The organism is Paenibacillus eucommiae (assembly GCF_017874215.1).
Classification (GTDB): domain Bacteria; phylum Bacillota; class Bacilli; order Paenibacillales; family NBRC-103111; genus Paenibacillus_AI; species Paenibacillus_AI eucommiae.
Map to the genome: position 1 here is coordinate 1 of NZ_JAGGLB010000063.1, position 24,214 is coordinate 24,214.

Here is a 24,214-nt window from a genome sequence, read left to right on the forward strand (position 1 = left end):
GTAAAATAGTATATTTTCCGCTCTTGAACAACGCTCATATGGAGCTAATATGAAATCCCATTTTTCTGGAAGCATAGTGGGGCAAGTTTAGTCACGGATGTCCCTTACAGGCTGAAAAGGGGGAGATTGTGGGGATACCGCCCTTCTAATGGTCGCGGATGTCCATTAGAATCGTGAATATGTAAAAAGCAGCCTCTAAAGGTCAGCGGTGACCGTTAGAGACAGGGGTCCTTTCCGTATCTGGAAAATATCTTCCGTCGTTGTGTTATACGGATTCTGCATCGGTCTATTCCTCTTTTGTTGTTGGTAGGACTTTCAACCGTACAGGATTGGCAGATGTTTTTCCAGTTTTAGTTATCCATTCATTTGTCAAGCACTGATTGTAGTGTTGAGCCATTAATTAATAAAATTAATTTATAATAGGAAGCAAATCCACATAAAGCAATCCCATGCTGAGAAGCAAAGCGGGTTGCTTTTTTTAATGTTTGATCAAAAATATCGGCGGATGTGAGATATCAGGAATAGAGCGAGTTGGGGGGACAAGTAACGTACCTACATTAGAAATGAATTCTTCGACATCTTTGGACTTAACCTCTTGTAAATCAAATATTATTGGGATTAAAATCCTCTTTTGTATTGAATTAAAATAGATACTAGCGTAATCTTAGAGCAGGGATATTGAAATATTTGGAGTATGTGGAGCCACATGGATGAAATTGTATCTATAGTTTTACAAGGAGGAGGTAACTATGAAAAAAACTAAAATTATAAGTATAATACTAGTGTTGTTTTTATTTGTTAGTGTTTCTGTCATATATGCAGGTAACAATAGCAACGGGAAAATAAAAAATTTCTTTGATGAGATTATTAACAAAACGGATATAAGTAAAACGGATGGGGAATTTATTGTTGCTGAAATTCCAGATAAAAATATCCATATAACAAGAAATCAATTTGTAAACTTAAAAGCCAACTTAGAATTTATGGAAAAAACAAGTGAATCCGATTTCAATCTCACTGATGAAGATATCATTAAAAGACTAATTATTGAAGAATTGTTAGTTGTTCATGCTGATGAACTAGGTCTTGTTGTTACAGATCAGGACATAGAAAAAGAAATCAGTAATGTTAAAGAAGCATTGAAATCGGAGCCCGGGGATATGGTAAGCATACATGAAAATCTGGTTCGCAAGTCTGGCTTAGACGAAAATTCTTACTGGGAATCGGCGGAAATAAAAGAACAATACAAGCGGCTTGTGCTGAGTTATAAAATAATCGAATACTATGCGTTCCAAAATTCTGAAGCATTTGACAAATTGAAAAATAAGTTATATCAGGATGCAAGTGGAAACATTCGCATTAACTAAAACGAGGATTAAATGGTATTATGCTCGCCATAAGGTGAGCAACAAAAATGCATCATCCGGCAGATTAGTAGTAGGCCCATGCGTAATTGCATAGGCCTCTCTGCAAATTAATCTATCTAATTTCCTTCATGTAAATCCTTCAAGTAAATGGGAAAGATACTCGTTACGGACACCAGAGACCTCATTTGCCGCAATTCCCCCTATTTAGGAAAGCTTACGGACATCAGATCCCTTATTTGTATAAAAAGGAACCCTTTTACCCTCAACCAAGGCGAATAACGTACCTTATGTCCATAACGATCCAAAAATGACCATAAAGTATACAATTAACGCTTCTCATGTCCGTAAGCCCAAATCCCCAACATACCCCAACGTTATTGTCAGGTTAAGTCGGCCAAATGTGTTTTTTCGCATAGAAGCTGCTGCTTCGGCCACACAAGCACATTGTGTAAGGACGCCAAGCAAAGATGTCCCCCTTACATAACAAAAATAAAGAAGATCACAGCAACCGCGAAGCGATAAAAGGCGAACCATTCCAGCTTAAGCCGTTTGATCAGGTTCAGGAACGTGACCACGGCAAGCATCGCTACGACAAAGGCGGCAATGAAGCCGATCAGGAACAGCATCAGGGCATCCCCGGTCAGGAGCTCACGGCTGTCATACATGTCCAGGATCGTGGCGCCGAACATAACCGGGACGGCGATAATGAAGGTAAAGTCCGCGGCAGCTTTCTGGCTCGTGCCCAGCAGCAGCCCGCCGGAAATCGTTGATCCCGATCTTGAGAATCCGGGCCACAGTGCAAAGCATTGAAACAAGCCGATTCCAAGCGCTTGCTTGTAGGTGATGTCATCGGTATTCTCTGCGGTTACTTTTCGTTTAACCCGGGCAGCTATAATCATCAGGATGCCGCCGATGATCAAACCGATCAGGACGGGGCCCGGTCCGAACAAATACTGTTTGATGTAATCTTTAAAAATCAAATAAATGATTAAAGCAGGAACCATAGCAATCCCCATATGGATCGCATTCAATTTATTCGATGCTCTAAAATTGAAGGTCAATAAGTCCTTTAAGATACTCATGTATCTTTTCCAATAAAGCACAAGCACAGCCAGCACGGCTCCCAGCTGAATGACGATTTTGAACGTTGTCGCCGTATCCCCTTCAAAGCCTAGCAAATCACCAACCAAGATCAAATGCCCCGTAGACGAGACGGGAAGAAACTCCGTCAATCCTTCCACAATACCTAATATAATGGCGCTAATAATATCGTACATTAATGAATATCCGCCTTTCTAAAGTAGACTAGTGCAGCAATAAAACCAATTATCGAGGTGGCTCCAATAACGATATAGGAATATTCAGGCGGATAGTCCGGCAGCAGCATACCGTAAGCAATGTCGAAGGCGGCTGGCCATGGAATCAAGCCCTTGTATTCGGAATTGGAGCTCATGACGTTAATTAACGTGATAACGATGGTCAAGACGATCGTGGGCACATAATTTTTCAGCACAATCGTGATCAGGATGATAGGCGTTGATAAAATAAAAAGAAACGCGCCGGCGACCATAAATTGCTGTAAAGATTCCACAACTAATGAGCTGCTTAAGCCTTCAAACTGCCCAAGTATGCCAAGCAGCAGCGTTAGCCCCCAAGCAAGCAAGGTCAGCAGCATAATCCACATGAACATGAGAAGCATCTTACTGAGCATAATGCTGGTTCGCGATACAGGAATCGTCAGCAGGTTTTTAAGCGTATCCTCCATATATTCACGGCTGAACAGATACGCAGTAACCACACCATACAAGGGAACCCCTATTAATAAAACGGTATACATATTGGCGTCGAAAAATAGCTCATTAAACGGAACAAACAAGGATGGATCCTTAGTTTTGATATGGATGTAGGTGGAAACTACCACCATGAAAGGCGCCACTGCAGCTCCGATGATGCTTAAGAGAAACATTCTGGACCGCTTCAGCTTCAACAGCTCCGTGTACAATAAATCAACCAATGGCGCCACCTCCCACCAATTTCGTGAAATAATCTTCCAGCCTGTCCTCGCTGAGCATAATCTTCCATACTTCAATGTCATGCTGGACAAACATTTTATTGATTTGCCCCTGCTGCCCCAGATGTGAATATACGCGGATATGGCCTTCATCATGCACTTCATAATCATGAATGTGGAAGTGCTTCTCAAGCAGCATCACGGCTTTACTGTCGTTGGATACCTGAAACTCCAAATATTTGCGGTTGATTTGCCGAAGCTGATCGAACGCAATTTCCTCCAGCAGCTTTCCATCGTGAATAATGCCCATATGATCCGCCATCTGCTCGATCTCTGATAAAATGTGGCTGGATAGCAAGATCGTAATCTTTCTTTCCTCAGCCAGCGATTTAATAAGCCTGCGCATTTCCTTGATACCGATTGGATCCAGCCCGTTCGTAGGCTCATCCAGAATCAATAGCTCAGGATAATGCAGAAGCGCTCTGGCAATACCCAGCCGCTGTTTCATACCAAGCGAATATTTCCCCACCAGCTTCCTGGTTTCATCCTGCAGTCCTACGATCTCTAGCGCTTCTTCAATGGCATGCTTTTTATGGATTCCCATGATTTTGGCATTGATCAGCAGGTTTTCCCTGGCCGTGAGGTTTTCATAGAAACCCGGAACTTCAACCATAGAGCCAATTCTGCGTAAAATTTCCTTATGATTAGCGAGCAGATTTTCTCCAAAAATTTCAATTTGGCCGTAAGTGGGCTTGATTAACCCGACCAGCATACGGATCGTAGTAGTCTTGCCTGCACCGTTACGACCGAGAAAACCGTAAATTTCGCCTTGCTTCACGGTCATGCTCAAATGATCGACTGCTTTCTGGTTGCCGTAAACCTTAGTCAGATCCGTCGTTTTGATCACGACACTCATGATGGGACAACTCCTTCTATAAGCTGATAGTTTCATTATAAGAAGAAGATTTTAAATGCGGCTTATTTGATTCTTAACTGTTTCTTAAAAGCAATCCCGAACACCGTCCTGTGCCACGGTATGCTTTCCGCCCAGATCCTCCCGCTGTTCTTTTCTACCAGAGCCTTGGCGATGGCAAGGCCCAGACCGCTGCCCCCACCACTTCCCCCGCTGCTCACATTTCTGGATGGGTCCGTCCGGTACATTCTTTCGAACACGTGGTCAAGCTCGGCTTTTGAAATCCCAGGGCCCTGATCCCAAATAAGCAGCTGGTATTCATCGGAAACTTCGGCGAGCTCAACTCCGAGTACTTTCCCTTCTCTCCCATAGTACATCGCATTCTTTATCATATTGCCTATAATTCGCATTACACTTAGACGATCTGCAAGGATTAGACACTTTTCATCCGGAATTTGGACCTTCAGCTCTATCCCATATATGTTCAGCTCCGGCAAAAAAGCAATTAACGCTTCCCTGGCCATTTCTGTAAAATCAAGAGATTCCGCCACCTGGGGCATTTCGTCCGCATCCAGCTTTGCCATCGTAAATATTTCATCAATTAATACCTTCAGTTCATCCGATTTCCTGGATACAATCTCTAGGTATTCCCGCTGCTCCTGCTCTGAAATAGCCACCTGATCTTTAAGGGCGGTCACATAACCAATAATAGAAGTAAGAGGCGTCCGGATATCATGCGAAATACTGGATAGGAGACTTTTTCTGGCTGCCTCGGATTGGATGGTCTCGATTTGCACGTTTTCCAACTGCTCCAATAGCTCATTTATCGAAAAAATCACTTCATTCCATATATTGTCGTCCTTGGCAAACAATCGGGTCTTCAAATTCCCGCTCATCGCTCGTCTTAGCTCCACAGTCATCTGCTTTAGTCTTGTACGAACACGGAACCTGATAAAGATAAGCAACCCGGTTGTAACGCAGAGCGCAGCTAATAAAGCCCATCTGGGCATTTCGAACATTCCGAACGCATAATCATTGAATTCCAGGATCACCAGCCAGGTTATGCAGACCGATTGAATTAACAGAAGGAAGAGCTGCCCCTTATGATTCATCTTTTTCACCTGTAAATTTGTAGCCGATTCCCCAGACCGTTTGAATAAATTTCGGATTGGATGGGTCTGCCTCTACTTTCATACGGAGCTTTCTGATGTGTACCATTACTGTGTTATCATCTTCAATATAGCTGCTGTCCCATACGTTGCGAAAAAGCTGTGTTTTCGTAAAAACCTGATCAGGATGGTTCATAAAAAACTTCAACAGCTCAAACTCTTTCGCAGTCAGAGTAATCTCCTCTCCGGCAATATGGGCCGTATAGGCTCTTAGATCAATCGAGATACCCTTGAAGCCTAATTTCGTTTCATTTTTTCCTTTTGTCTCCTCATCGACATGCTGCCCATCGCTGCCCAGGATCAGATATCTCCGGATGAGCGCCTTCACTCTTGCGACCACCTCGTTGATGCTGAAAGGCTTGGTGATATAATCATCCGCCCCTATGCTCAGACCCAAAATCTTCTCTATCTCCTGGTCCTTGGCGGTGATCATCAGAATCGGGACATTGGTTTTATTGCGAAGTCTTCTGCAAACTTCTATTCCGTCCATCTTGGGCATCATCAGATCCAGTATGACTAGGCTATAGCTATTTATACCAAACAGACGAAGGGCCTCTTCTCCATCCGCCGCCACATCCACCTTATATAGCTCTCGCTGCAAGTATTTTTTTAATAAATCACTAATTTCCTTTTCATCCTCCGCTATGAGCACCCGAACCTCTTCCATCATTCACCTTCTTTCACAACTGTTTTCACTCCATGAAATCTTATCATCTAACATCCTTGCAGATCAAATTTTCAACTGCATCTATGCTGTTTCATAGTAGATTATATGGGTGCGGAGGGAATGGCTATGGGCTCCAGCCGCTGTTAAAGATTTGTTCCCTTGAATGAAATGGATAAGAGGTAGGAACAAATCTTTAAAGGCGGACGCTATCGCTCTTCCTCCCACAGCCATTCCCTCTCTTTAGCTACAATCGCACGAATCACACGAATTACCCCAACACCAAGATCAAACGGACAGCAATCGGGGGTTTTTCTCTTGATTAGAGAAGATTTCCTAGCGGGTGCAGGCGCTGGGGATGAAGAGCGCTAGATGAACTGCACTTTAGCGATGTTTTTCATCGCTAAAGGCACGTGAGCGTGTCCACATATGTGCTTTAACGATGTTTTTCATCGTTAAAGTACCTTTTATCCACCCAGAAGGGCCATCCGTCCTCTTTTAACGATGAAAATCATCGTTAACGTGATGGATTGACTGGGAATCCTTCTTTTAACGATGAAAAACATCGTTAAGTCCAGCACACGCTCCATTCGGGGGAGGCGGGCTGCTACATTTGCTACATTTGCTACATTTTTCTACATTTGCCTCTCTTTAGCTACAATCGCACGAATCACACGAACAGCCAGCAAGGGATTTTCTCTTGGTTAGAAGAGATGTCCTAGCTGGCGCTGGATCAATCATTTTCTATTCAATCATTCTCTACTCAATCATTTTCAGCACTTCATCTATAATTTGCCCGCGCCCAATAACGCCCCAGCCCTTAAATAACCAGAAGGAATCCGTTTCGTAGACTTGCTCCTTCTCCACAGCGGGAACCTTCTTCCACAGCACACTTTCGTTGATGCTCTTCAGATTGTCCCGGCCATTAGGATCGACTTCCAGCACGATATAATCCGCGTTCAGATTGGGGACAACCTCTAAAGACAGCTCGCCCCGCTGTTCCGCGGGAGTAAGCGCCGTTGGGGAAAATCCCAGATCATTGTACAAAAGCGTATTCGTCGGGTGGCCTTTTTCTGCGTAAATTTGCAGATTCTTCTCCCTTACCCGTAGGTAGGCCAGCCGTTTGTTGTCTAAACCTTGGATTTTTTTCTTCGCCTCAGCAGTCTTAGCTTCCAGTTCGGCAATTTTCTCTTTTGCCAAATCCACCTTGTCGTACAGCTCAGCTACCAATAACAAATCCTTGGTCCAATATGTCGTATCGTTCTCATATTCTAGCCACTCTGTGCCAAGTACAATGGTCGGCGCAATTTTCTCCAGCTGCGCGTAGGTCTCGTCGGCTGTCCGGCTCTCGATGAGAATTACGTCCGGATTAAGCTGGACAATCGCTTCAAGATTCGGACTGTCCGCTGATCCCACAAGCTGCACGCCTTCCAGTTCATTGGCTAGATATGGCAAGTAGTCGCCACCATAACGCACTTCCACGTTCACTCCATATGGTTTTTCGCCAATGGTGAGCAGGTGGTCAATGTAAGCAGCCGAAAGCACAACTGCCCGTTCAATTTTTACTGGAACTTCAACCTCTCCTCTTAGGTGGGTTATCTTTCGTGTCTTTCCCGATTGATCCGTTTGTTGGCCGGCTGATTGATCAGCTGGTTGAACGGTTGCTCCCGGTTGACTCGCTTGTTCACTGTTCGCCGTTTCCTTGCTCTTATTATTAGCCTGATCAGCACCGCCGCTGCTGCCGCAAGCTGCCAATATAAGCAGTGAAATCGCAAGGCATATAAAAGCCGCTATTTTGTTCTTACGCATCTGTCCAGTTCCCCTTTATCCTTTAATAATAATAATCATTATCACTTGATTAATGATAGAGAAGGATGAACAGAATAGCAATGGATTAATCCCTTCTTTTCCGGTGGACATTTCACCGTTCTATATCCCGAGCTGCGCGGCTGCATGCTTCATCGCCCACATTCGGCCGGTTGGGCCCAGCGTTTTGAACAAAAGATCACTTGCGTCATAAACCCGGTGATGCCTAACCGCATCTAGTGCAGCCCATTGCTCAGAATAAAGCAGCTCCTGCAGCCGCTTTCTGGCTGCCTCTGTTGGATCAGCCATCAGAAAAATATGATTCGGATTAAATAAATGCAAGTCATTTAGCCTTATATCCACGGCCCACTCCTGCTCGGGAAACCCACTCGGAAGCGTTAAACCAAGATCGTCATACAGAAGATACCCCGTTTGATTCAGGCTTCCATATATCCGGTAAAAATTCGGTCTGACTCTTATAAAGATGGCGGTCTGCTTTCCCCAGCGTGCGCTGATTTTCTCCTTAAGCGTGCCCCTGCACTCCGCATACTTGTCCATCCATACCGCTGCTTGCTGCTCTCGGCCTAATATTTTTGCTATATGCTCCAGCATGCTTCCGTAATGATTGGAATGCTTCAGCACCGTAGTTGGTGCAATCTGGTTCAAAGCTTCATCCTGCTCCAGACGGTCACTTGTAAGCATAAGGTCCGGCTTTGTTCTCATCAGCTTTTCATAATTCGGTTTGAAGCTGTCGAGCAGTAGCCCCTCCTGATTGTGCTTGCTAAGCACAGGTACAGGGTACATATGGGACACCCTCTCCGCATAAGACAAAGCGGCAACCGGCTTAAGGCCGAGTGTTATTAAATGATCATCAAGACCGTAGTACAAGGTTGCAATGCGATGACATTTGTTCTTTACATAGAAGGTTGGCGCAACGCCCTCCGCTTTTTTGAACACCCGGCTGAAATAATGTTCATCTTTGTATCCAACCTGCTGCGCCACCTCCTTCATTTTCCCAGACGCGAACAGCAGCTGCTTGGCCCTTGCGATACGCTGCTTAAGCAAATACTCCGTCGGGGTCATATTCATTTGATGTTTAAAGCTTTTGGTAAAATGATTCGTACTGAAGCCCGCCATCCGCGCTAACTGATCGATCTTGATATCCTTCATATAATTCTCATTCATATAACCGAGAGCACGCTCCATGCCAACTTCATCCTGTTTCTCTTCCTGCCTATCCTCCATCTGAATGACCAGAAGCAGCAGTCTGGAAAGCATATATTTCATCGCAGCTTTGTCCTGTGCCAGCCGGCTTTTATTTAGATCCATTAGTTGATCCAGCAGCCCCTTTATCGGAGGAGCATCGCAAGACACTGTCAGCCTGCCTTGAACAAGAAGATCGGGTTGTTCTACCCTCCAATCTGACTTATGCCTGCTCAGCTGAACACAGGAGAACAGAATAAGCGTATACTGAATGGGCTCTACAGAATGGGACTTACCTTCGATAATCATGCCAGGCAGCAGCACAAACAAGTCCCCCTTACCGACTTGATACAAACTTCCATTTATTGTAAGAATACCCTTGCCGCGGGTCACACTGCATAACGCATACGTATGGAGAGTTTTCTTTCTCAATACATCGCCAGTTTTCCCTTGGTAACCATACATACGGATGGTCGTAAAAAGCAATTTATCAAGCAGGCGAAGGGGATCAGGGTTACTCATTGCTCATCTTCCTTTCTGCAAGCAGCTCCCGTTCAGGTTTCTATCAGATTCTGTACATTTCCCCCTTTAAATACTACCACGTTTCCAGCTTTCCTTTAAAATTAATTTTAAAAAAATCTAATATTCTCTGCATGGGTTCTGTACTATAATAATAGAAGCAACCTAATCTCACATAGGGAATCGACATTATAGGCAAGCGGAGGATTGGAATGACTAAACAATCAATATTAGTAGTTGACGATCACAAAGAAATTACCGAGCTGATTTATCATTATTTAGTTGAGTTTGGGTTTGATGTAGTCACAAAAAACAATCCACGGGAAGTCTTCGCTGCGGTAGAGCAACAAAAACCCGACCTGGTGATCCTGGATATCATGATGCCAGGCATGGACGGGATTGAAGTGTGCAAGGAACTACGGAAAACGAGCAATCTTCCCATTCTATTTCTAAGCTCCAGGAAAGACGATGTAGATAAAGTGCTGGCTCTGGGTGTCGGCGGAGACGATTATATTACAAAGCCTTTCAGTCCAAGAGAGCTAGTGGCCCGCGTTCAGGCCCATTTGCGCCGAAATTCCTTGCTCCTTCCACTGGTGCAGCAGCAGCCAGCCAGCTTGAAATTCGAAAACATGGAAATCGATCCGGATACTCACATCGTCACTGCCTACGGCAATACTATCAACTTATCAGCCAAGGAATTCGATCTGCTTTTCCAGCTTGCGAGTTACCCAAACCGCCTATTCAACAGTGAGCAATTATTCGAAATCATTTGGGGAGGCGACAGCTTGGGGGACCTTCGAACCGTCATGGTTCATCTCAGCACCCTGCGCAGAAAGATCGAGAAAGACCCCGCGAATCCTGCGTTTATTTCCACAATCCGCGGAGTCGGCTACAAATTTATAGGACAACCTCAGGGTCAGGACTAATAGCGCCAAGCCGGATGAAAAAACGAGCGCCCCTATTCAATGAGCTTTCCGCCCATATCCTGCCGCCATGACGATCCATAATCTCTTTGCAGATGGCCAGCCCCAGTCCGCTTCCCGGCTGCGAATTTCCCGTTCCGGAGAAGTTCCGGTTGAAGATATACGGTAAATCCTCCGGGGCAATGCCCTCGCCAGTGTCGGCTATTTCGATCAGAAGATCGTGCTCCAGCCAACTATAAAGCGCTTCTTCCGTTTCAACTGCTGCAGCATTCCAAGCTTCCACAATCGCCTTCATCTCTGCTGCTGCCGAATCTCCTGAAGCCATCTCATGTTCGGTTTCCCGAGGAATCAATCGGCATCGCAAGGAGATTTCCCCGCCCGTTGGCGTAAATTTCACTGCATTGCCAAATAAATTATCCAAGACTCTCTCCATCCGCCCCCCATCCATCATTGTGTATACGGTATCGCTATCCAGCACAGTATCGCTATTCATCATATCCAGCTCAAAACGGATTCCTTGGTTGTTTAAGACGACAGAATGCTTGGCGTAGATCGCCTGTAGAAACCCGCCCATCTTTACAGGACGAAAATGGAACGGAATTTGGTCCGTTTCCAGCTGAGATAAATAGGAAAGATCATCAATCATGCTATCGATGCTAACCGCATGCGTATGAATATGGCTGACAAAAGCAGGGTGCAGATCTGACCTCACATTATCCGAAATCGCTTCAGCATATCCAACAATAATCGTCACTGAATTTCTCAGATCATGAGTAATGTAGGACAGCAGCTGTTTACGTGAGTCTTCAGATTTTTTGACCTTCTCATAGGAATCCTGCAGGCTTATATTGGCTTCATAAAGTCTGCGGTTTCTTTCCACCACTTTCTTCTCCAAACTTTCGTTTAACTCCCCGAGCCGCAGATTCGCTGCCTCCAGCATTTCAGAGTACCGTTCTGCCATCCCAAAGGCACCTGCAAACCTCTTGGAGAGGACGAACACCTGCCCGAACGTAAACACGAATAGCCCAAAGGGACTCAAATTACCAAAGCCAATCCACACTTCTGCAAAAAATAAAAAATCATTGATACAAGTGAACATGGTAAATGTCGCAAAAATACAAAGCAGTACAGCGCCTTCCCGTTTATGCAAGATTGCCTTGATAATCAGATAAAAGATATACAGCATTTGCACCACGATTATGATTTCATTCAACGTTAACAACTGTGTAAACACCTTCGCCGATGTAAAGACCACAGGAGCAGTCGAAAACAGGAGAAAAAATTTCAACAAACGCCGAAATAACGGGGACATCTCCCCAGGAAACAAATGACAGAAATACATTGAGAAAACAAAAGCTCCGCCGTACAAGGCTAAATATTCCATCTTTATTTGCAGTTCCCAAGGGAAATCCGGAAACATTTTCGTCCAAATCATTTGTCCTACTAACAATCCACGAACTCCCCATATCAGTGAGAAAATACCAAAATATAGCGGCGCGCGATCTTTAGTGCGGTTAAAGAAAATCGTTAAATGATAAATCCCCATAATAATCAGTGCGCCTACAACAAACAACTCAAAAGCGAGCTTCTTGTCCCCCCACGATATAATTTGCTTCTCCAAACCTAAAAAAATCTCCTGGGTCACACCGCCGCGCTTATGATTGAAATTCGCAACCTGTAAAATGAGCTCTGTCTCCCCATCCTGAGGATAAAAATGTATCGCCCGGGGCTCCATGCCCGGCACAGTGCTTTGAGGGGTTTCACCCACCTGGCCCACTGATGCCAGCAATTCCCCATTCACCCAAAGCTTATAGGAGGTAAATAGCGACGGCATCGCCAGTGCCATTTGCTGATCATTGCGCGCTGTATGGATCACAAGCCGAAATGTTGCATAACCACTGCCGTCCAATGTGCGATCATCTATTTCATAACCGTTCCACGAGTGCGGCAGTGTAATCCATCGGTTCATAAGCGAAGGTGACGACGAGGAAGCATCGGCAAATGCCGAAGGCTCAAGAAGCTGCTCCCAATAAAAAGCCCACTCCCCCTCTAAGGATACTTTGCCTTCTTTGGCAAAATCCCAGTTCTCTAAATGAAGCTCCCCTTCCTGAATCTGCGGTCCCGCGGCCCACACAGGCGGGATGCAAACGATCAGAGCAAACAGCAGCAGTAAAGCTGCTGCTGTAATTTTGGAATAACCGGATACAATGGCGGATACAATCATTGATAGAAACGCTTTTAGCCCCTGCATATGTATATGTAACCTCCGAAACAGAGTAAATACACTTTGTTGAATCGCAGCGACAGGAGAAATTGAACAGCCTGTTCGCCAGCAGCATACCGCTTTCAATTCTAAGGCAATGGAATGCTGCTGGCAATAGGATCTTGATTAAATCATGTTTCTATATGAAACTTGTTATTGCTTATAGCTAGAATCGACCAGAACGAAGAATCGCATAAATTAACCATATAAACATAACCATAGCAACTACAAAGCCAATCTCGATAATAGGAATTCGCCATAGCAAGGTATGTGATTCACTCAGGGCTGCGCCAATAATCAATCCAACCATGACAATGCTCAGGGCGAGCAGCACAATGCTGAAAGACAGCCGATTGCTGATCCGATCCATCTTTGTCATCAAAGCATCCACCTGGGGAGATGCCACTTCAACGCGCAGCTTTCCCTGGCGCAGCACCGTAGACAGCTGCTTGAGGCTCAGCGGGACTTCGCTCAATAAATCGAAATATTCGGGCACATCCTCCATCCAGTTTTTCAGCATTTGCCGGGGGTCCAGCCGTTCCAAAAACAGCTTTTTACCGAACGGCTCGGCTACATCAAAAACACTGAACGTCGGATCCAGTGCCGTCACAACCCCTTCCATAGTCAGCAGTGATTTCCCCAGCAAGGTCAGCTCTGATGGAATACGAATTTGGTGACGGAATGCCAGGGCAAACAAATCATTTACAGCGGCTCCGAGACTCACCTGATTTAAGGGTACTTTGTAGTATTTCTCGCGCATCTCGTCGACATCCGCATTCAGCCCGTCCCGGTCCACATCATCAGGAATGACACCCATATGGGAAATGGCACGAATGACGCCCTTCGAGCTTTGATTCCGCAAAGCAATGACAAACGAGGCAAAATGCTTCTTCATCCCTGGAGACAATCGCCCTACCATACCAAAGTCAAGCAAGGCAAGGCTCCCGTCCGGAAGCGCCAGCACATTGCCAGGGTGAGGATCCCCGTGGAAAAAGCCTTCAACCAGCACCTGATGGAAAATAGCGGAAGCAAACCGCTCTGCAAGCAGTCTCCGATCCAGGCCAGCCTGTTTCAGCTTATCCTGATCAGACAGCTTGATTCCTTCGATGTACTGCATCGTCAAAACAAGCTTCGTGGAATAGTCCCAATAAATAGCGGGAATCCGGACATGCTTTGGGGCTCTACTCTGGTTGGCAAACCTTCTGGCATTGCGCGCCTCTGCACCATAATCGAGCTCAGCACGCAGCGCTTTGCCGAGCTCGTCTACGATATCAAGCAAGCGATAGTTGTGAGCCCAGTCTAGACGGCTTTCAGCCAGTCTTGCCCAGTCCGCCAAAATATCCAGGTCGGTTTCAATCATCCTTTGAATGTCAGGCCGCTGTACCTTAACAACGACCTCTGTCCCGTCATGCAGCTGCGCCTGATATACCTGCCCAATGGATGCTGCCGCCAGCGGTGTATCGGAAAACCGCTGAAACAGACTTTCAACAGGCGCCCCCAGCTCCTCTTCAATGATGCTGACCGCATCTTGATAAGGAAACGCCGACACCTTATCCTGAAGGCGTTCCAGCTCCTTCAGGATGTCTGCAGGAAGCAAATCAGGACGTGTGCTGGCGATTTGTCCGAGCTTTACAAAGGTCGGACCGAGTTCCTCGAGAAGCAGCCGGATGCGCTCACCGACACTTTTATCGTGATGCTCCTTATGCTCTACGCTCCGGAAAAATTGAAGCTTCTCAGTGAGTCCCATTTCATGAGAGACATAGCCAAGCCCGTTGCGTGCAAAAGCCGAGACGATCGTTCGATAACGCTGCAGCTGCCGAATCCGTTTTCCTGCGCTCATATGCAGCCTCCTGTCATTTCTCGCTATCTGCAGCACTCACTATCGTGGTCGTAGTCGCGGGCGCGGGCGTCGGCGGGGTCGCGTTATTACGTTCCAAAGCATCAAGCCGACTTTCCAGCCTTGCAATATCCTCCTTAGTGGCAAGCTTGCCATCTCCGAGCAAAGCATGCATACGTTCCCGTACCATCTCTTCCAGATGCTGCCGTGTCTTTTCTCCCTTCTGAACGAGCTCATCCACCAAGCCTTTGGATTCCGCCTTGCTTACCTCACCTTTTTTCACCAGCTCCTCAATCGTCTTCTCCACCTGTTCCTTACCCGCAACCGCTAATCCTAATCCCAAAGAAATTGCCTTTCCAATTGTTTCTTTCATTTCACTCACTTCTCCTTTGTTGTGGTTATTGTGGTTATTGTGGTTATTGTGGTTATTGTTGTTATTGCTGTTGCTATTGCTTAGCTATTGTTATTATTGTTATACCCTAATTTTGTCAGACTAAAGCCTTTTTCAGGAAAGCAGGCAGCATTTCTTTTTACTCGCGGGAATGCCCCCGATGATTTGATCAGCTGTGAAAAGTAGTAAATCAACCATATGCACACATAAATAAATTTAATTAGTATTTTTTAGTTTATTTTCATATATTATCCACACTCTCTTTTGAAAGCTGCTGTTCTTGGAAATACTGGCCTCAAAAGAAAACCGTCTTGGCTCCAAAATAACTGCACCTTGAAGGACCTTTTACGACTTCCTTCAAGGTGTATGTTCGAAGCTTGGAAGCATTATGGAAGGGAATACGTGTGGGGGGTGGAACAAATCTTTACATGCGGACAATATCTGCTACTTTAGCGATGTTTTTCATCGCTAAAAGCACAAGAGATCGGCCTACAACCTTACTTTAACGATGAAAAACATCGTTAAAGTCTCTTTTTTCCACTCAGAGAGGCCATCCATTCACTTTTAGCGATGAAAAACATCATTAACGTGACGAATTGAGGTGGAACGCTTGCTTTAACGATGAAAAACATCGTTAAGTGAAAGTTGTCACTCAAATAAAATATTTAGCGGGCTGCTCCGAGGCAGCTCTTCCCTAAATATCTTATTTGGCATAAAAAACAGAGCAGCTTTTCCCATGGAAGGCTGCTCTGTTCATCAAATTTTCACCCATGCCTTGACTATAAGCTTGTAGTTAACCCCGCTAACAATCTCTTAAGCACCACAGCAGCTTCCGCTCTGGTTGCCAAACCTTGGGGCACAAACTTGGTGTCTGCTCTACCATTCATAATCCCTAAACGAACAGCCAACTCAACATCCTTCATCGCCCAATCGCTTATGGAGCCAATGTCATGGAATTCCAGCACAATAGTGGTCGGCTGCTTCTCTACAGATACAGATACAGAGGCAGAGGTAGCGCCCGAGGAGTGAAGTTTCGCTCTCATGAGCATTACTGCCATTTCTTCCCGTGTAATAGGAGCCGCCGGAGCGAAGCTGATATTTGTCTTCCCCTGAATTATTGCTACTGAATAGGCGCTGTTTACTGCATCTTCATACCAGGAGCCTTGTGCCACATCCGTAAAAGGACTTCTGGCTGTGCCTCCTGCTTTCAGATCCAGCGCCCTCGCTATTAATGCAGCGAATTGAGCTCTGGTTATACGAGCTTCCGGCACAAAATGCTCATCATCCATACCTTCAATAATGCCCTTCGATGCAAGCAGCTCGATATCCTCCTTTGCCCAATGGCCTTCTAGATCCAGGAAGACTTTTCGGGGAAGAAGCTTGGCATCCACTGTGACGCTTTTTCCTATTGTGTACGTTTGATTGGATAAATTGTGGTCAAGCGCCTTTAACGATTCCCATCTCACCGTGGAATTCCCCTGCTTTTTCAGCTTGAAGGTCAGGGTGCCGATGATCATATCGCCACTTTCACCATTCACATTGCCGATTTTGGTGTGAGCGAAGGTGATCTCATTTTGATTGACAATGGGTGAAACAGAGAAGCCCTCCATACTCGCCTTGGCTTCCACCAAATCCAGATAGCCAGGATCAAAGGTAAACCTTGCTTCAAAGGCGTATAAATCTTTGATACTCTTTCCCCTCATAGTAAGGATGACCTTCCCATCTGCCGGTTTACCTGCCGTCCATTCAAACGATGGAGATATCTCCGCATTTGTACTTGTACTTGTACTTGTACTTGAACTCGCACTCATACTTTTATTCGCATTCGCACTCACACTTGCATTAGCGCTTCCACTTATACTAGCATTCGCGGTTGCAGGGACAACCAACGCGAGCATAACTATAAAAAGAATTATTTTACGATGCATACGGCCATCCTTCCTTTACGAGTATCAGTTAGTCTTGATTTACTTTTCTACTTTTCCTACTTTTTCTACTTCTCTCTACTTCCCTTACTCTGCAATTCGCCTGGCTACGGCCGCCAGATCCTCAATATCAATTTTTCCATCCTTATTGAGATCAGCCTGCTTCACCTGTTCCCAATCCGGGCTGCTGCTGTTTTTGCCATAATTAGCGGCTACAATCGACAAATCACCTACGCTCACTTTGCCATCGTGATTGATGTCGCCGGCATTATTTCCCGAACCTCCTGATGTAACAAGCATACTGAGGGATGACGATGCGGCTTCGGTCTCATTGCCTCCGACATCCCCCAGCGTGGCACTTGAAATGGAGATAACACCTGAAGCTGTTTGGGTCAACGTCTTGGCCTTAAAGGTAAGCTCGACTATTTCCTCAGTACCTGTTATACCATGACCAGCACCTTCACTAGCTATAAGCAAACGCAGCTTTCCAACGGGCTCCTTAATGGTACGAACTACTTTTATCCCTTGCTTGAGGGATTTGGCCGATACAAATTCCATCACAGCAGGATCATAATCCAGCTTGATATCTTGCGCATATACACTCCCGGTAACACCGCTGAGTCCAACTTGAACTGTGAATTTATTGCCTGCCTGGACCGGGCTGACGCCAGTTATCGTCGTCTTCAGCTCAGCTGACGCAGGAGCCTCCTCATCCAGCACATAAAGCCTGCCTTCTCCTGGTGCAAAATCAGCAGATAAAACTCCTGTACCCGCATTATAAGCCGCAGTTGTTTCCAGCCCCGTCGTTTTCGATACTTCCCTGACAGAATCCGGCAACGTCGAGAGCGCAAAGCTCTGGGAATGGGCATTTTCCATATCTTTATTCACGACCATCACATATTCTCTGCCGTCTTCATTCTCAAAGCGTGAAACAATCATTGGCATTTCCGGACCCGTACCTGACGGCTGCCAGAAATAAGTGGAAGGTAGTGCTCTGGCAAAAGGCGGAACACCTCCTGTGTGATATACATCCTTAGAGGTAAGCGAAAGCAGCGCTGTTCCGAGATTCAATACTTCTGCATTTATGTTTTTGGCATAGTTGTAGGTCACATTCTTGGACCCATCCGGCAGGATAATCGCATCATCTGTACCCGCAGTATGATAGGTATAGTAGACAAATCCCTTTGCTCCATAAGCTAACGTAGAATAAATCTGAAATCTCATCTGGCTCTCGGTTGGTTGCACCATGCCGAAATAATCACTTTTCATCGATTGAATATACGCCCAGAGATCCGTGTCATATAATAGAGACCGCTCACGGAAATACTCCAGTGTTTTATAATGCGTTACTTCATCAAACACACCGTCCTCTCTAAACGGGTATTCGTCAAAAGAAATGATATCCGGATTCGTATCCAGCCAACCGTTCACATAATTCTGATAGCCGCCATTCACAAAATCATTCGAACCCGTGTAATAGTGGAAGCAATCTTCACATAACGCATATAAATTCACATAGGCCATGTGGTCCGGATCCAGCGTCCTGATCTTATCCGTCGTCTTTTTCAGTGTGGGGAAAATATCCCCGAACGGCTCATCAACCAGGTTATATCCCAACAAGGCCGGATTGGATTTGTAATGATTGACGAAAGCCTCGATATATTCATCGGATAAATCACTGGTTGGGGAGAAAGCCGACCAATTGCCGCCACCATTTCTGGGAAGCGTCATTTGAAAATACAAGTCGTTTGCCTGAGGGGACCCGTTGATGTAGGCTTGGCCTCCCGAGTATGCATCGGATGTGCTTGTTTTGAAAGGACCCAAATCTGTTGTGCTATTCGTAGTCAGTTCCATATAATAGGTCGTATTGGGAGCGACCACTGCACCATTGATATTAAACTCCGGATAATTGCTTTCAATCGGTCCTGCGAGCGTCGAGGTTCCAATTAGTGTTGTTTTGGCCGGGCTGTTATAAATGCTTATCGTAGCCGTTGTACCTGACGGCCATGCTCCACTCTTCTTGAATGAAAGCTTCCAAACGGCCATATCCGTTTGATTAGGTGTGAGGAAGGTTTGGCCTAACGTTCTATCATTTCGAAGATACACCCCTGCTCCGCTATCCGAGTTTTGGGATACCCACTCTGATTTATACCAGCGGACGCCTGTGTCGGTCACCAGTATTTTCAAATCATTATTGGCTGCTTTCTCCAACGCCCAGTCCGTAGTGGCTGGCGTGGTCAATAAATTTGTAGCTACAATAAAATTAGCATTCATTGCCCTAATGTCAGCATAAGAAGCATCGGAGGTTTCAGACGGAGGCGGATTCCAAAATATCCCGATCGGAAATTCTCCAGCAACTGTCGGGGTCGGATTGGAGCTGGCCTGGACGGTAGAGCCAAACAACATGCCAATTGCCATCCATGCTGCAAATAAGCCAAGTCTTTTCTGTCCTTTTTTTCTTTTCATTTCCTCTTCACCTCATCATAATTTTTGGTGTTTGGAGTGCCCAATTAATCTACAATTCTCCTGGCAACAGCCGCCAGATCCTCAATATCAATTTTCCCATCCTTATTGAGATCGGCCTGCTTTACCTGTTCCCAATCCGGGCTGCTGCTGTTTTTACCATAATTAGCTGCCACGATCGACAAATCACCTACGCTCACTTTTCCATCATGATTGATATCGCCAGCATTATTTCCCGGGCTTCCTGTTGTAACAAGCACACTGATAGATGACAATGCCGCTTCGGACTCTTTTCCCCCGGCATCTCCCAGCGTGGCACTTGAAATCGAGATAACACCTGAAGCTGTTTGGGTCAACGTCTTGGCCTTGAAAGTAAGCTCAACAATTTCTTCATCACCAGTTATCCCATGACCGGCACCTTCACTAGCTATAAGCAAACGCAGCTTTCCTACTGGTTCTTTAATGGTACGAACAACTTTTATCCCTTGCTTGAGGGACTTCGCCGATACAAATTCCATCACAGCAGGATCATAATCCAGCTTGATATCTTGCGCATAAACGCTCTCGGTAACGCCACCTAGTCCGTAGTTAACTGTGAATTTCTTGCCTGCCTGGACCGAGCTGATGCCAGTTAACGTCGTCTTTAGCTCATCTAACGCAGGAGCCTCATCATCCAGCACATAGAGCCTGCCTTCTCCCGGTGCAAAATCAGCAGATAAGCTTCCCGTACCGGCATTATAAGCTGCGGCAGCCTCCAGCCCTGTAGTTTTGGATACTTCTTTGACTGAGCCTGGCAATGTCGATAGGACAAAACTCTGGGAATGGGCATTTTCCAGGTCTTTATTGACTACCATCACATACTCTCTGCCGTCTTCATTCTCAAAGCGCGAGACAATCATCGGCATTTCCGGACCCGTTCCTGACGGCTGCCAGAAATAAGTGGAAGGCAGTGCTCTGGCAAAAGGAGGCACCCCACCCGTGTGATACACATCTTTGGATGTTAGCGAGAGCAGCGCTGAACCGAGATTTAATACTTCTCCATTTACTTTTTTGGCATATTCATACGTATCATTCTTGGTTCCATCCGGCTTTATAAGCCCATCTTCCATGCCGTCCGGTGTATAGTAAGTAAAGTACACATAGCCCTTCGCTCCATAAGCTAATGTAGAATAAATCTGAAATCTCATCTGGCTCTCATTCGGCTTTACCATATCAAAATAATCGTAGGCCATAGACTGGATATACGCCCAGAAATCCGTATTATAGAGCAAGGAACGCTCACGGAAATATTCCAAAGATTGATAATGAACCTTCTCGTTAAAGCCACTTCCCAAATACGGATATTGATCAAAAGAAATCATATCCGGGTTCGTATCCAGCCAGCCATTGACATAATCTTCAAAGCCGCCTCTCGGATCATCAGCACCCGTGTAGTAATGCATACAAATGTCGCACACTCCATATAAATTCGTATACACCATGTGATCCGGATCAATCGCCTTGATCTTGTCGGACACTTCCTTCAGCTTGGGAAAAATATCGCCAAACGGTTCATCCACTAAATTATATCCAAGCAGCGCAGGATTAGATTTGTAATGATTCACATAGGTTTCGATAAACTCATCAGAAAGACTGCTTGTTGGCGAAAAAGCCGACCAGTTGCCTCCGCCATTTCTAGGAAGCGTCATTTGAAAGTACAAGTCATTCGATTGAGCTGAACCATTCACATAAGCCTGCCCTCCACTATATGCATCGGATGCGCTCGTTTGAAATAAGCCTATATCTGTCGTACTGTCTGTAGTCAGCTCCATATAGTAGGTTGTATTGGGTGCTACTAGGGCACCGTTGATCACAAATTCGGGGTATTTGGTCTCAATCGGACCTGCTAAGGTGGAAACCCCGATGGACGTTGTTTTGCTTGGACTGTCATAAATACTAAGCGTTACAGATTTACCTGCTGGCCATGCCCCGATTTTTTTAAACGAAAGCTTCCAGATCCCCATATCCTCTTGGTCAGGTGTGAGGAAGGTTTGGCCGATAGATTGATTATTTCGAAGATTCAAGCCTGTTCCATCATCTGCATTTTGAGAGACCCATTCTGACCGATACCAACGAATACCTGTATCCGTCACTAGCATCTTTAAGTCATTTGCCGCTGCTTTTTCCAAAGCCCAGTCGGTTTTGGCCGGTGTAGTGTTCAGATTAGTAGCTACAACAAAATTTGCATTCATAGCCCTTATGTCTGCGTAAGCAGCATCGGTAGTATCGGACGGAGGCGGTTCAAAAAAGATACCAATCGGAAATTCCCCGGAAACCGTCGGAGTCGGATTGGGATTTGCCTGAACGGTAGAACTGAACAACATGCCAACTGCCATCATAACTGCGAACAAGCCAAGCCTTTTTTTTCTTTTCATTTCATCGTTCACCTCTTCTATTGGATTGGTTTTCGGATGCCTATACAACAATGTTAGCGCCTTCAAAAATCCCCCCCTTTCAATACTTGCTTCCTCATCAGTCTATCAAGGCTTCAAGCTCCCGCATCGCAGCAGAAGCTTGGCCTTGTTTGATAAACCCACATCTGTGGCTTGGGCTCTATCGAAAGAGTTTATTTCCCAATTGCAAAAAGTCTGCCATCTCCAGGTGCAAAGTCTGCTGATACTGTGCTGGTTGCAGGATTATAAGCTGCCTCTACCTCCTCCCCCGTATGTTTGCATACCTCTTTAACAGACTGCACGCCACCTGACAATAAAAAGGTAAGGGTCTGTGATTGCTCCAGATCTTTATTAACAACCATAATAAATGTCTTGCCTGCTTCATCCTCAAAGGATGAGATGATCATCGGTACATCGGCTTCAATCCCAGAAGGCTGCCAAAAAAATGTGGGCGGCAAGGGCTGTGCAGATGGCGGCAAATGTCCTGTGTGATACACTTCTTTGGAAGTTAGCGATAACAACACGGGACCCAGCTTCAATACTTCACCGTTTATTTGTTTAGCGTAATCATATGTAGCATTTTTGGAGCCATCCCTCAGAATAAGCGCACTGTGACCCTGATCCTTTCCTCGCTCGCCCGTTGAATAATAGGTATAGTACACATATCCTTTGGCCCCGTATGCTAATGTAGAATAAATTTGAAATCTGATTTGCTGCTCATTGGGCTCTATAATGGAAAAAGTGTCATAGGCCGAGCTTTGAATATAAGCCCAAAAATCAATCCCATACCCAAGACTCTGCGTACGGATAAACTCCAAGGTTTGATAATAGGGCTTTTCGTCGATGCCTTCCTCTTTAAAGGGGTAATAATCAAAGGAAACCATATCCGGGTTAGTATCCAGCCAATTGTTCAGATACTCCGCAAAATCCATAGGGCGGCCATTCTCTAAAGCAAAATAATGAGCACTCGAGTCATCCATCGCATAATGATTGGTGTAAATTAATCGATTCGGGTCAAGCTCTTTGATTTTATCGGAAGCTTCTTTCATCATGGGATATAATTCTCCGAAGGGCTCGTCGATTAAATTGTAGCCAAACATGGCGGGATGCGATTTGTAATGGGCAACCAATCTCTCGATATAATCATCAGATGACCGGCCTGTAGGCGAAAAAGCCGATATTGTCCCCCCATTAGGAGTCTTCAGCGTTATTTGAAAATACAGATCGAAGGGCAATGGATCGCCATTTACATAGGCTTGCCCGCCCGCATAGACGTCGGATGCACTCGTTCTAAAAGGACCCAGGTCCGCTCCACTATCTGTAGTCAGCTCCATGTAATAGACCGTACCTGCTGCGACCGGATAATGGGGCGAATCGGCTGACACCGGCATAGTATTCAGTATAAATTCGGGATAATTACTTTCGAGCGGCCCTTCGAGCGTGGAGCTCACGATAGGCGTTTCTTTTGCCGGGCTATCATAGATGCTCAGCGTTACGGAAGTCCCTTCCTCCCATATTCCATTCTTCTTAAAAGAAAGGATAGCCAGACTCAATTCATTCACATCAGGGATAGTGAACGTTTGTCCAATGGATTGACCACTGCGAAGATACAAGCCCTCGCCATCATCGAAATTCTGCGAAATCCATTCTGACTGGATCCAGCGAAGCCCCGTATCGGACACCAGCATCATCAAGCCGTTGGCTGCTGCTTTGTCCAATGCCAGATCTGTTGTTGCCGGTGTGGTCGACTGATTGGCTACGATCAGATTGGCATTCATAGCCCTTATCTCCGCATAAGCTGCATCAGTAGCAACAGCTGGCGGCGGCTCAACGAAAATACCAATAGGAAACTCCCCTGCAACGGCCGGGCTCGGATTATTATTCACACGTTTTTTCAATTCTTGTACACCTCATTGTAAATTTTTTCATTTTCATTTGTAGTATAACTTGCCTAAAAAGCCGAAGCTATTTGCCAATATTGCTTTCCTTGACATCTGTTGCGTTCTTGTCAGAAACCAGCTCCTCTTAACAGAAATCCGTCCGAAAAAATAGATTCCGGCAAAAATAAACGCCTTGCGGCGTCCTTTGAGGTGCATGTTCGTGACTTGGGTGCGTTGCCGAGGGAATGAGGGAATGGCTGTGGGCTCCAGCCGCTGTTAAAGATTTGTTCCCTTGAATGGTATCGATGAAGAGGTAGGAACAAATCTTTAAAGGCGGACGCTACCGCTCTTCCGCCCACAGCCATTCCCTGATATGAACGTATCTGTCAACTCCGTAACTCAATCGCCCTAAATTCCTCGGCACGAAGGCAAAAAAGTATACTCGACG

16 protein-coding genes are annotated in these 24,214 nt (G+C 45.6%); 2 read left to right on the forward strand and 14 right to left on the reverse strand.

Annotated elements, in window-relative coordinates:
• Window positions 1–749 precede the first annotated feature (749 nt).
• Window positions 750–1,367 carry a SurA N-terminal domain-containing protein gene (locus J2Z66_RS41670; protein WP_209979885.1) on the forward strand — a complete coding sequence of 206 codons (618 nt, stop codon included), beginning with the start codon at window positions 750–752 and terminating at the stop codon, window positions 1,365–1,367.
• 476 nt (window positions 1,368–1,843) lie between these two features.
• On the opposite strand, the gene J2Z66_RS41675 is transcribed toward J2Z66_RS41670, so the two are convergent.
• From J2Z66_RS41675 to J2Z66_RS41705, 7 genes are all read right to left on the reverse strand, one after another.
• Entirely contained in the window at window positions 1,844–2,644 is an 801-nt protein-coding gene (locus J2Z66_RS41675) for an undecaprenyl-diphosphate phosphatase (RefSeq protein ID WP_209979886.1), read from the reverse strand.
• Window positions 2,644–3,381 carry an ABC transporter permease gene (locus J2Z66_RS41680; protein WP_209979889.1) on the reverse strand — a complete coding sequence of 246 codons (738 nt, stop codon included), beginning with the start codon at window positions 3,379–3,381 and terminating at the stop codon, window positions 2,644–2,646. Before J2Z66_RS41680 ends, J2Z66_RS41675 begins: the two co-directional genes overlap by 1 nt.
• Window positions 3,374–4,294 carry an ABC transporter ATP-binding protein gene (locus J2Z66_RS41685; protein ID WP_209979890.1) on the reverse strand — a complete coding sequence of 307 codons (921 nt, stop codon included), beginning with the start codon at window positions 4,292–4,294 and terminating at the stop codon, window positions 3,374–3,376. The genes J2Z66_RS41680 and J2Z66_RS41685 overlap by 8 nt, the downstream gene beginning before the upstream one ends.
• Window positions 4,295–4,356: 62 nt before the next feature.
• Window positions 4,357–5,403, reverse strand: a complete 1,047-nt coding sequence (locus J2Z66_RS41690) for a sensor histidine kinase (protein WP_209979892.1) — start codon at window positions 5,401–5,403, stop codon at window positions 4,357–4,359.
• Window positions 5,393–6,127, reverse strand: a complete 735-nt coding sequence (locus J2Z66_RS41695) for a response regulator transcription factor (protein ID WP_209979894.1) — start codon at window positions 6,125–6,127, stop codon at window positions 5,393–5,395. Before J2Z66_RS41695 ends, J2Z66_RS41690 begins: the two co-directional genes overlap by 11 nt.
• Before the next feature lie 756 nt (window positions 6,128–6,883).
• Window positions 6,884–7,933 (reverse strand): ABC transporter substrate-binding protein, encoded by a 1,050-nt coding sequence (locus J2Z66_RS41700; RefSeq protein ID WP_209979897.1) that lies wholly within the window; start codon window positions 7,931–7,933, stop codon window positions 6,884–6,886.
• Window positions 7,934–8,053: 120 nt separating this feature from the next.
• Window positions 8,054–9,655, reverse strand: coding sequence for an AraC family transcriptional regulator (locus J2Z66_RS41705; RefSeq protein WP_209979898.1), 1,602 nt, complete (start codon window positions 9,653–9,655; stop codon window positions 8,054–8,056).
• Window positions 9,656–9,864: 209 nt separating this feature from the next.
• Between J2Z66_RS41705 and J2Z66_RS41710 the strand changes: the two genes are divergently transcribed.
• Window positions 9,865–10,578 carry a response regulator gene (locus J2Z66_RS41710; protein WP_209979900.1) on the forward strand — a complete coding sequence of 238 codons (714 nt, stop codon included), beginning with the start codon at window positions 9,865–9,867 and terminating at the stop codon, window positions 10,576–10,578.
• On the opposite strand, the gene J2Z66_RS41715 is transcribed toward J2Z66_RS41710, so the two are convergent.
• The 7 genes from J2Z66_RS41715 to J2Z66_RS41745 all read right to left on the reverse strand — a co-directional run bounded on the left by J2Z66_RS41715 (window position 10,550) and on the right by J2Z66_RS41745 (window position 23,784).
• The gene (locus J2Z66_RS41715; protein WP_209979902.1) at window positions 10,550–12,826 is read right to left on the reverse strand and encodes a sensor histidine kinase; all 2,277 of its coding nucleotides are present in this window, start codon (window positions 12,824–12,826) and stop codon (window positions 10,550–10,552) included. The genes J2Z66_RS41710 and J2Z66_RS41715 overlap by 29 nt on opposite strands.
• A gap of 178 nt (window positions 12,827–13,004) precedes the next feature.
• Window positions 13,005–14,678 (reverse strand): ABC1 kinase family protein, encoded by a 1,674-nt coding sequence (locus J2Z66_RS41720; protein WP_209979904.1) that lies wholly within the window; start codon window positions 14,676–14,678, stop codon window positions 13,005–13,007.
• 13 nt (window positions 14,679–14,691) lie between these two features.
• Window positions 14,692–15,048, reverse strand: a complete 357-nt coding sequence (locus J2Z66_RS41725) for a phasin family protein (protein WP_245376240.1) — start codon at window positions 15,046–15,048, stop codon at window positions 14,692–14,694.
• 797 nt (window positions 15,049–15,845) lie between these two features.
• On the reverse strand, window positions 15,846–16,994 hold the full coding sequence (locus J2Z66_RS41730; RefSeq protein WP_209979906.1) for an S-layer homology domain-containing protein: 1,149 nt from the start codon (window positions 16,992–16,994) through the stop codon (window positions 15,846–15,848).
• A gap of 84 nt (window positions 16,995–17,078) precedes the next feature.
• Entirely contained in the window at window positions 17,079–19,457 is a 2,379-nt protein-coding gene (locus J2Z66_RS41735; protein ID WP_209979907.1) for a cohesin domain-containing protein, read from the reverse strand.
• 44 nt (window positions 19,458–19,501) lie between these two features.
• Window positions 19,502–21,868: a cohesin domain-containing protein gene (locus J2Z66_RS41740; RefSeq protein ID WP_209979909.1), complete on the reverse strand. Its 2,367-nt coding sequence runs from the start codon at window positions 21,866–21,868 to the stop codon at window positions 19,502–19,504.
• Window positions 21,869–22,059: 191 nt separating this feature from the next.
• Window positions 22,060–23,784, reverse strand: a complete 1,725-nt coding sequence (locus J2Z66_RS41745; RefSeq protein ID WP_209979911.1) for a beta-galactosidase — start codon at window positions 23,782–23,784, stop codon at window positions 22,060–22,062.
• Between the last annotated feature and the right edge of the window lie 430 nt (window positions 23,785–24,214).

Bases quoted from the DNA above. Each gene is read 5' to 3' on its own strand.
- J2Z66_RS41670 (WP_209979885.1), top strand. From the start codon at position 750: ATGAAAAAAACTAAAATTATAAGTATAATACTAGTGTTGTTTTTATTT.
- J2Z66_RS41675 (WP_209979886.1), bottom strand. From the start codon at position 2,644: ATGTACGATATTATTAGCGCCATTATATTAGGTATTGTGGAAGGATTG.
- J2Z66_RS41685 (WP_209979890.1), bottom strand. From the start codon at position 4,294: ATGAGTGTCGTGATCAAAACGACGGATCTGACTAAGGTTTACGGCAAC.
- J2Z66_RS41690 (WP_209979892.1), bottom strand. From the start codon at position 5,403: ATGAATCATAAGGGGCAGCTCTTCCTTCTGTTAATTCAATCGGTCTGC.
- J2Z66_RS41695 (WP_209979894.1), bottom strand. From the start codon at position 6,127: ATGGAAGAGGTTCGGGTGCTCATAGCGGAGGATGAAAAGGAAATTAGT.
- J2Z66_RS41700 (WP_209979897.1), bottom strand. From the start codon at position 7,933: ATGCGTAAGAACAAAATAGCGGCTTTTATATGCCTTGCGATTTCACTG.
- J2Z66_RS41705 (WP_209979898.1), bottom strand. From the start codon at position 9,655: ATGAGTAACCCTGATCCCCTTCGCCTGCTTGATAAATTGCTTTTTACG.
- J2Z66_RS41710 (WP_209979900.1), top strand. From the start codon at position 9,865: ATGACTAAACAATCAATATTAGTAGTTGACGATCACAAAGAAATTACC.
- J2Z66_RS41715 (WP_209979902.1), bottom strand. From the start codon at position 12,826: ATGCAGGGGCTAAAAGCGTTTCTATCAATGATTGTATCCGCCATTGTA.
- J2Z66_RS41720 (WP_209979904.1), bottom strand. From the start codon at position 14,678: ATGAGCGCAGGAAAACGGATTCGGCAGCTGCAGCGTTATCGAACGATC.
- J2Z66_RS41725 (WP_245376240.1), bottom strand. From the start codon at position 15,048: ATGAAAGAAACAATTGGAAAGGCAATTTCTTTGGGATTAGGATTAGCG.
- J2Z66_RS41730 (WP_209979906.1), bottom strand. From the start codon at position 16,994: ATGCATCGTAAAATAATTCTTTTTATAGTTATGCTCGCGTTGGTTGTC.
- J2Z66_RS41735 (WP_209979907.1), bottom strand. From the start codon at position 19,457: ATGAAAAGAAAAAAAGGACAGAAAAGACTTGGCTTATTTGCAGCATGG.
- J2Z66_RS41740 (WP_209979909.1), bottom strand. From the start codon at position 21,868: ATGAAAAGAAAAAAAAGGCTTGGCTTGTTCGCAGTTATGATGGCAGTT.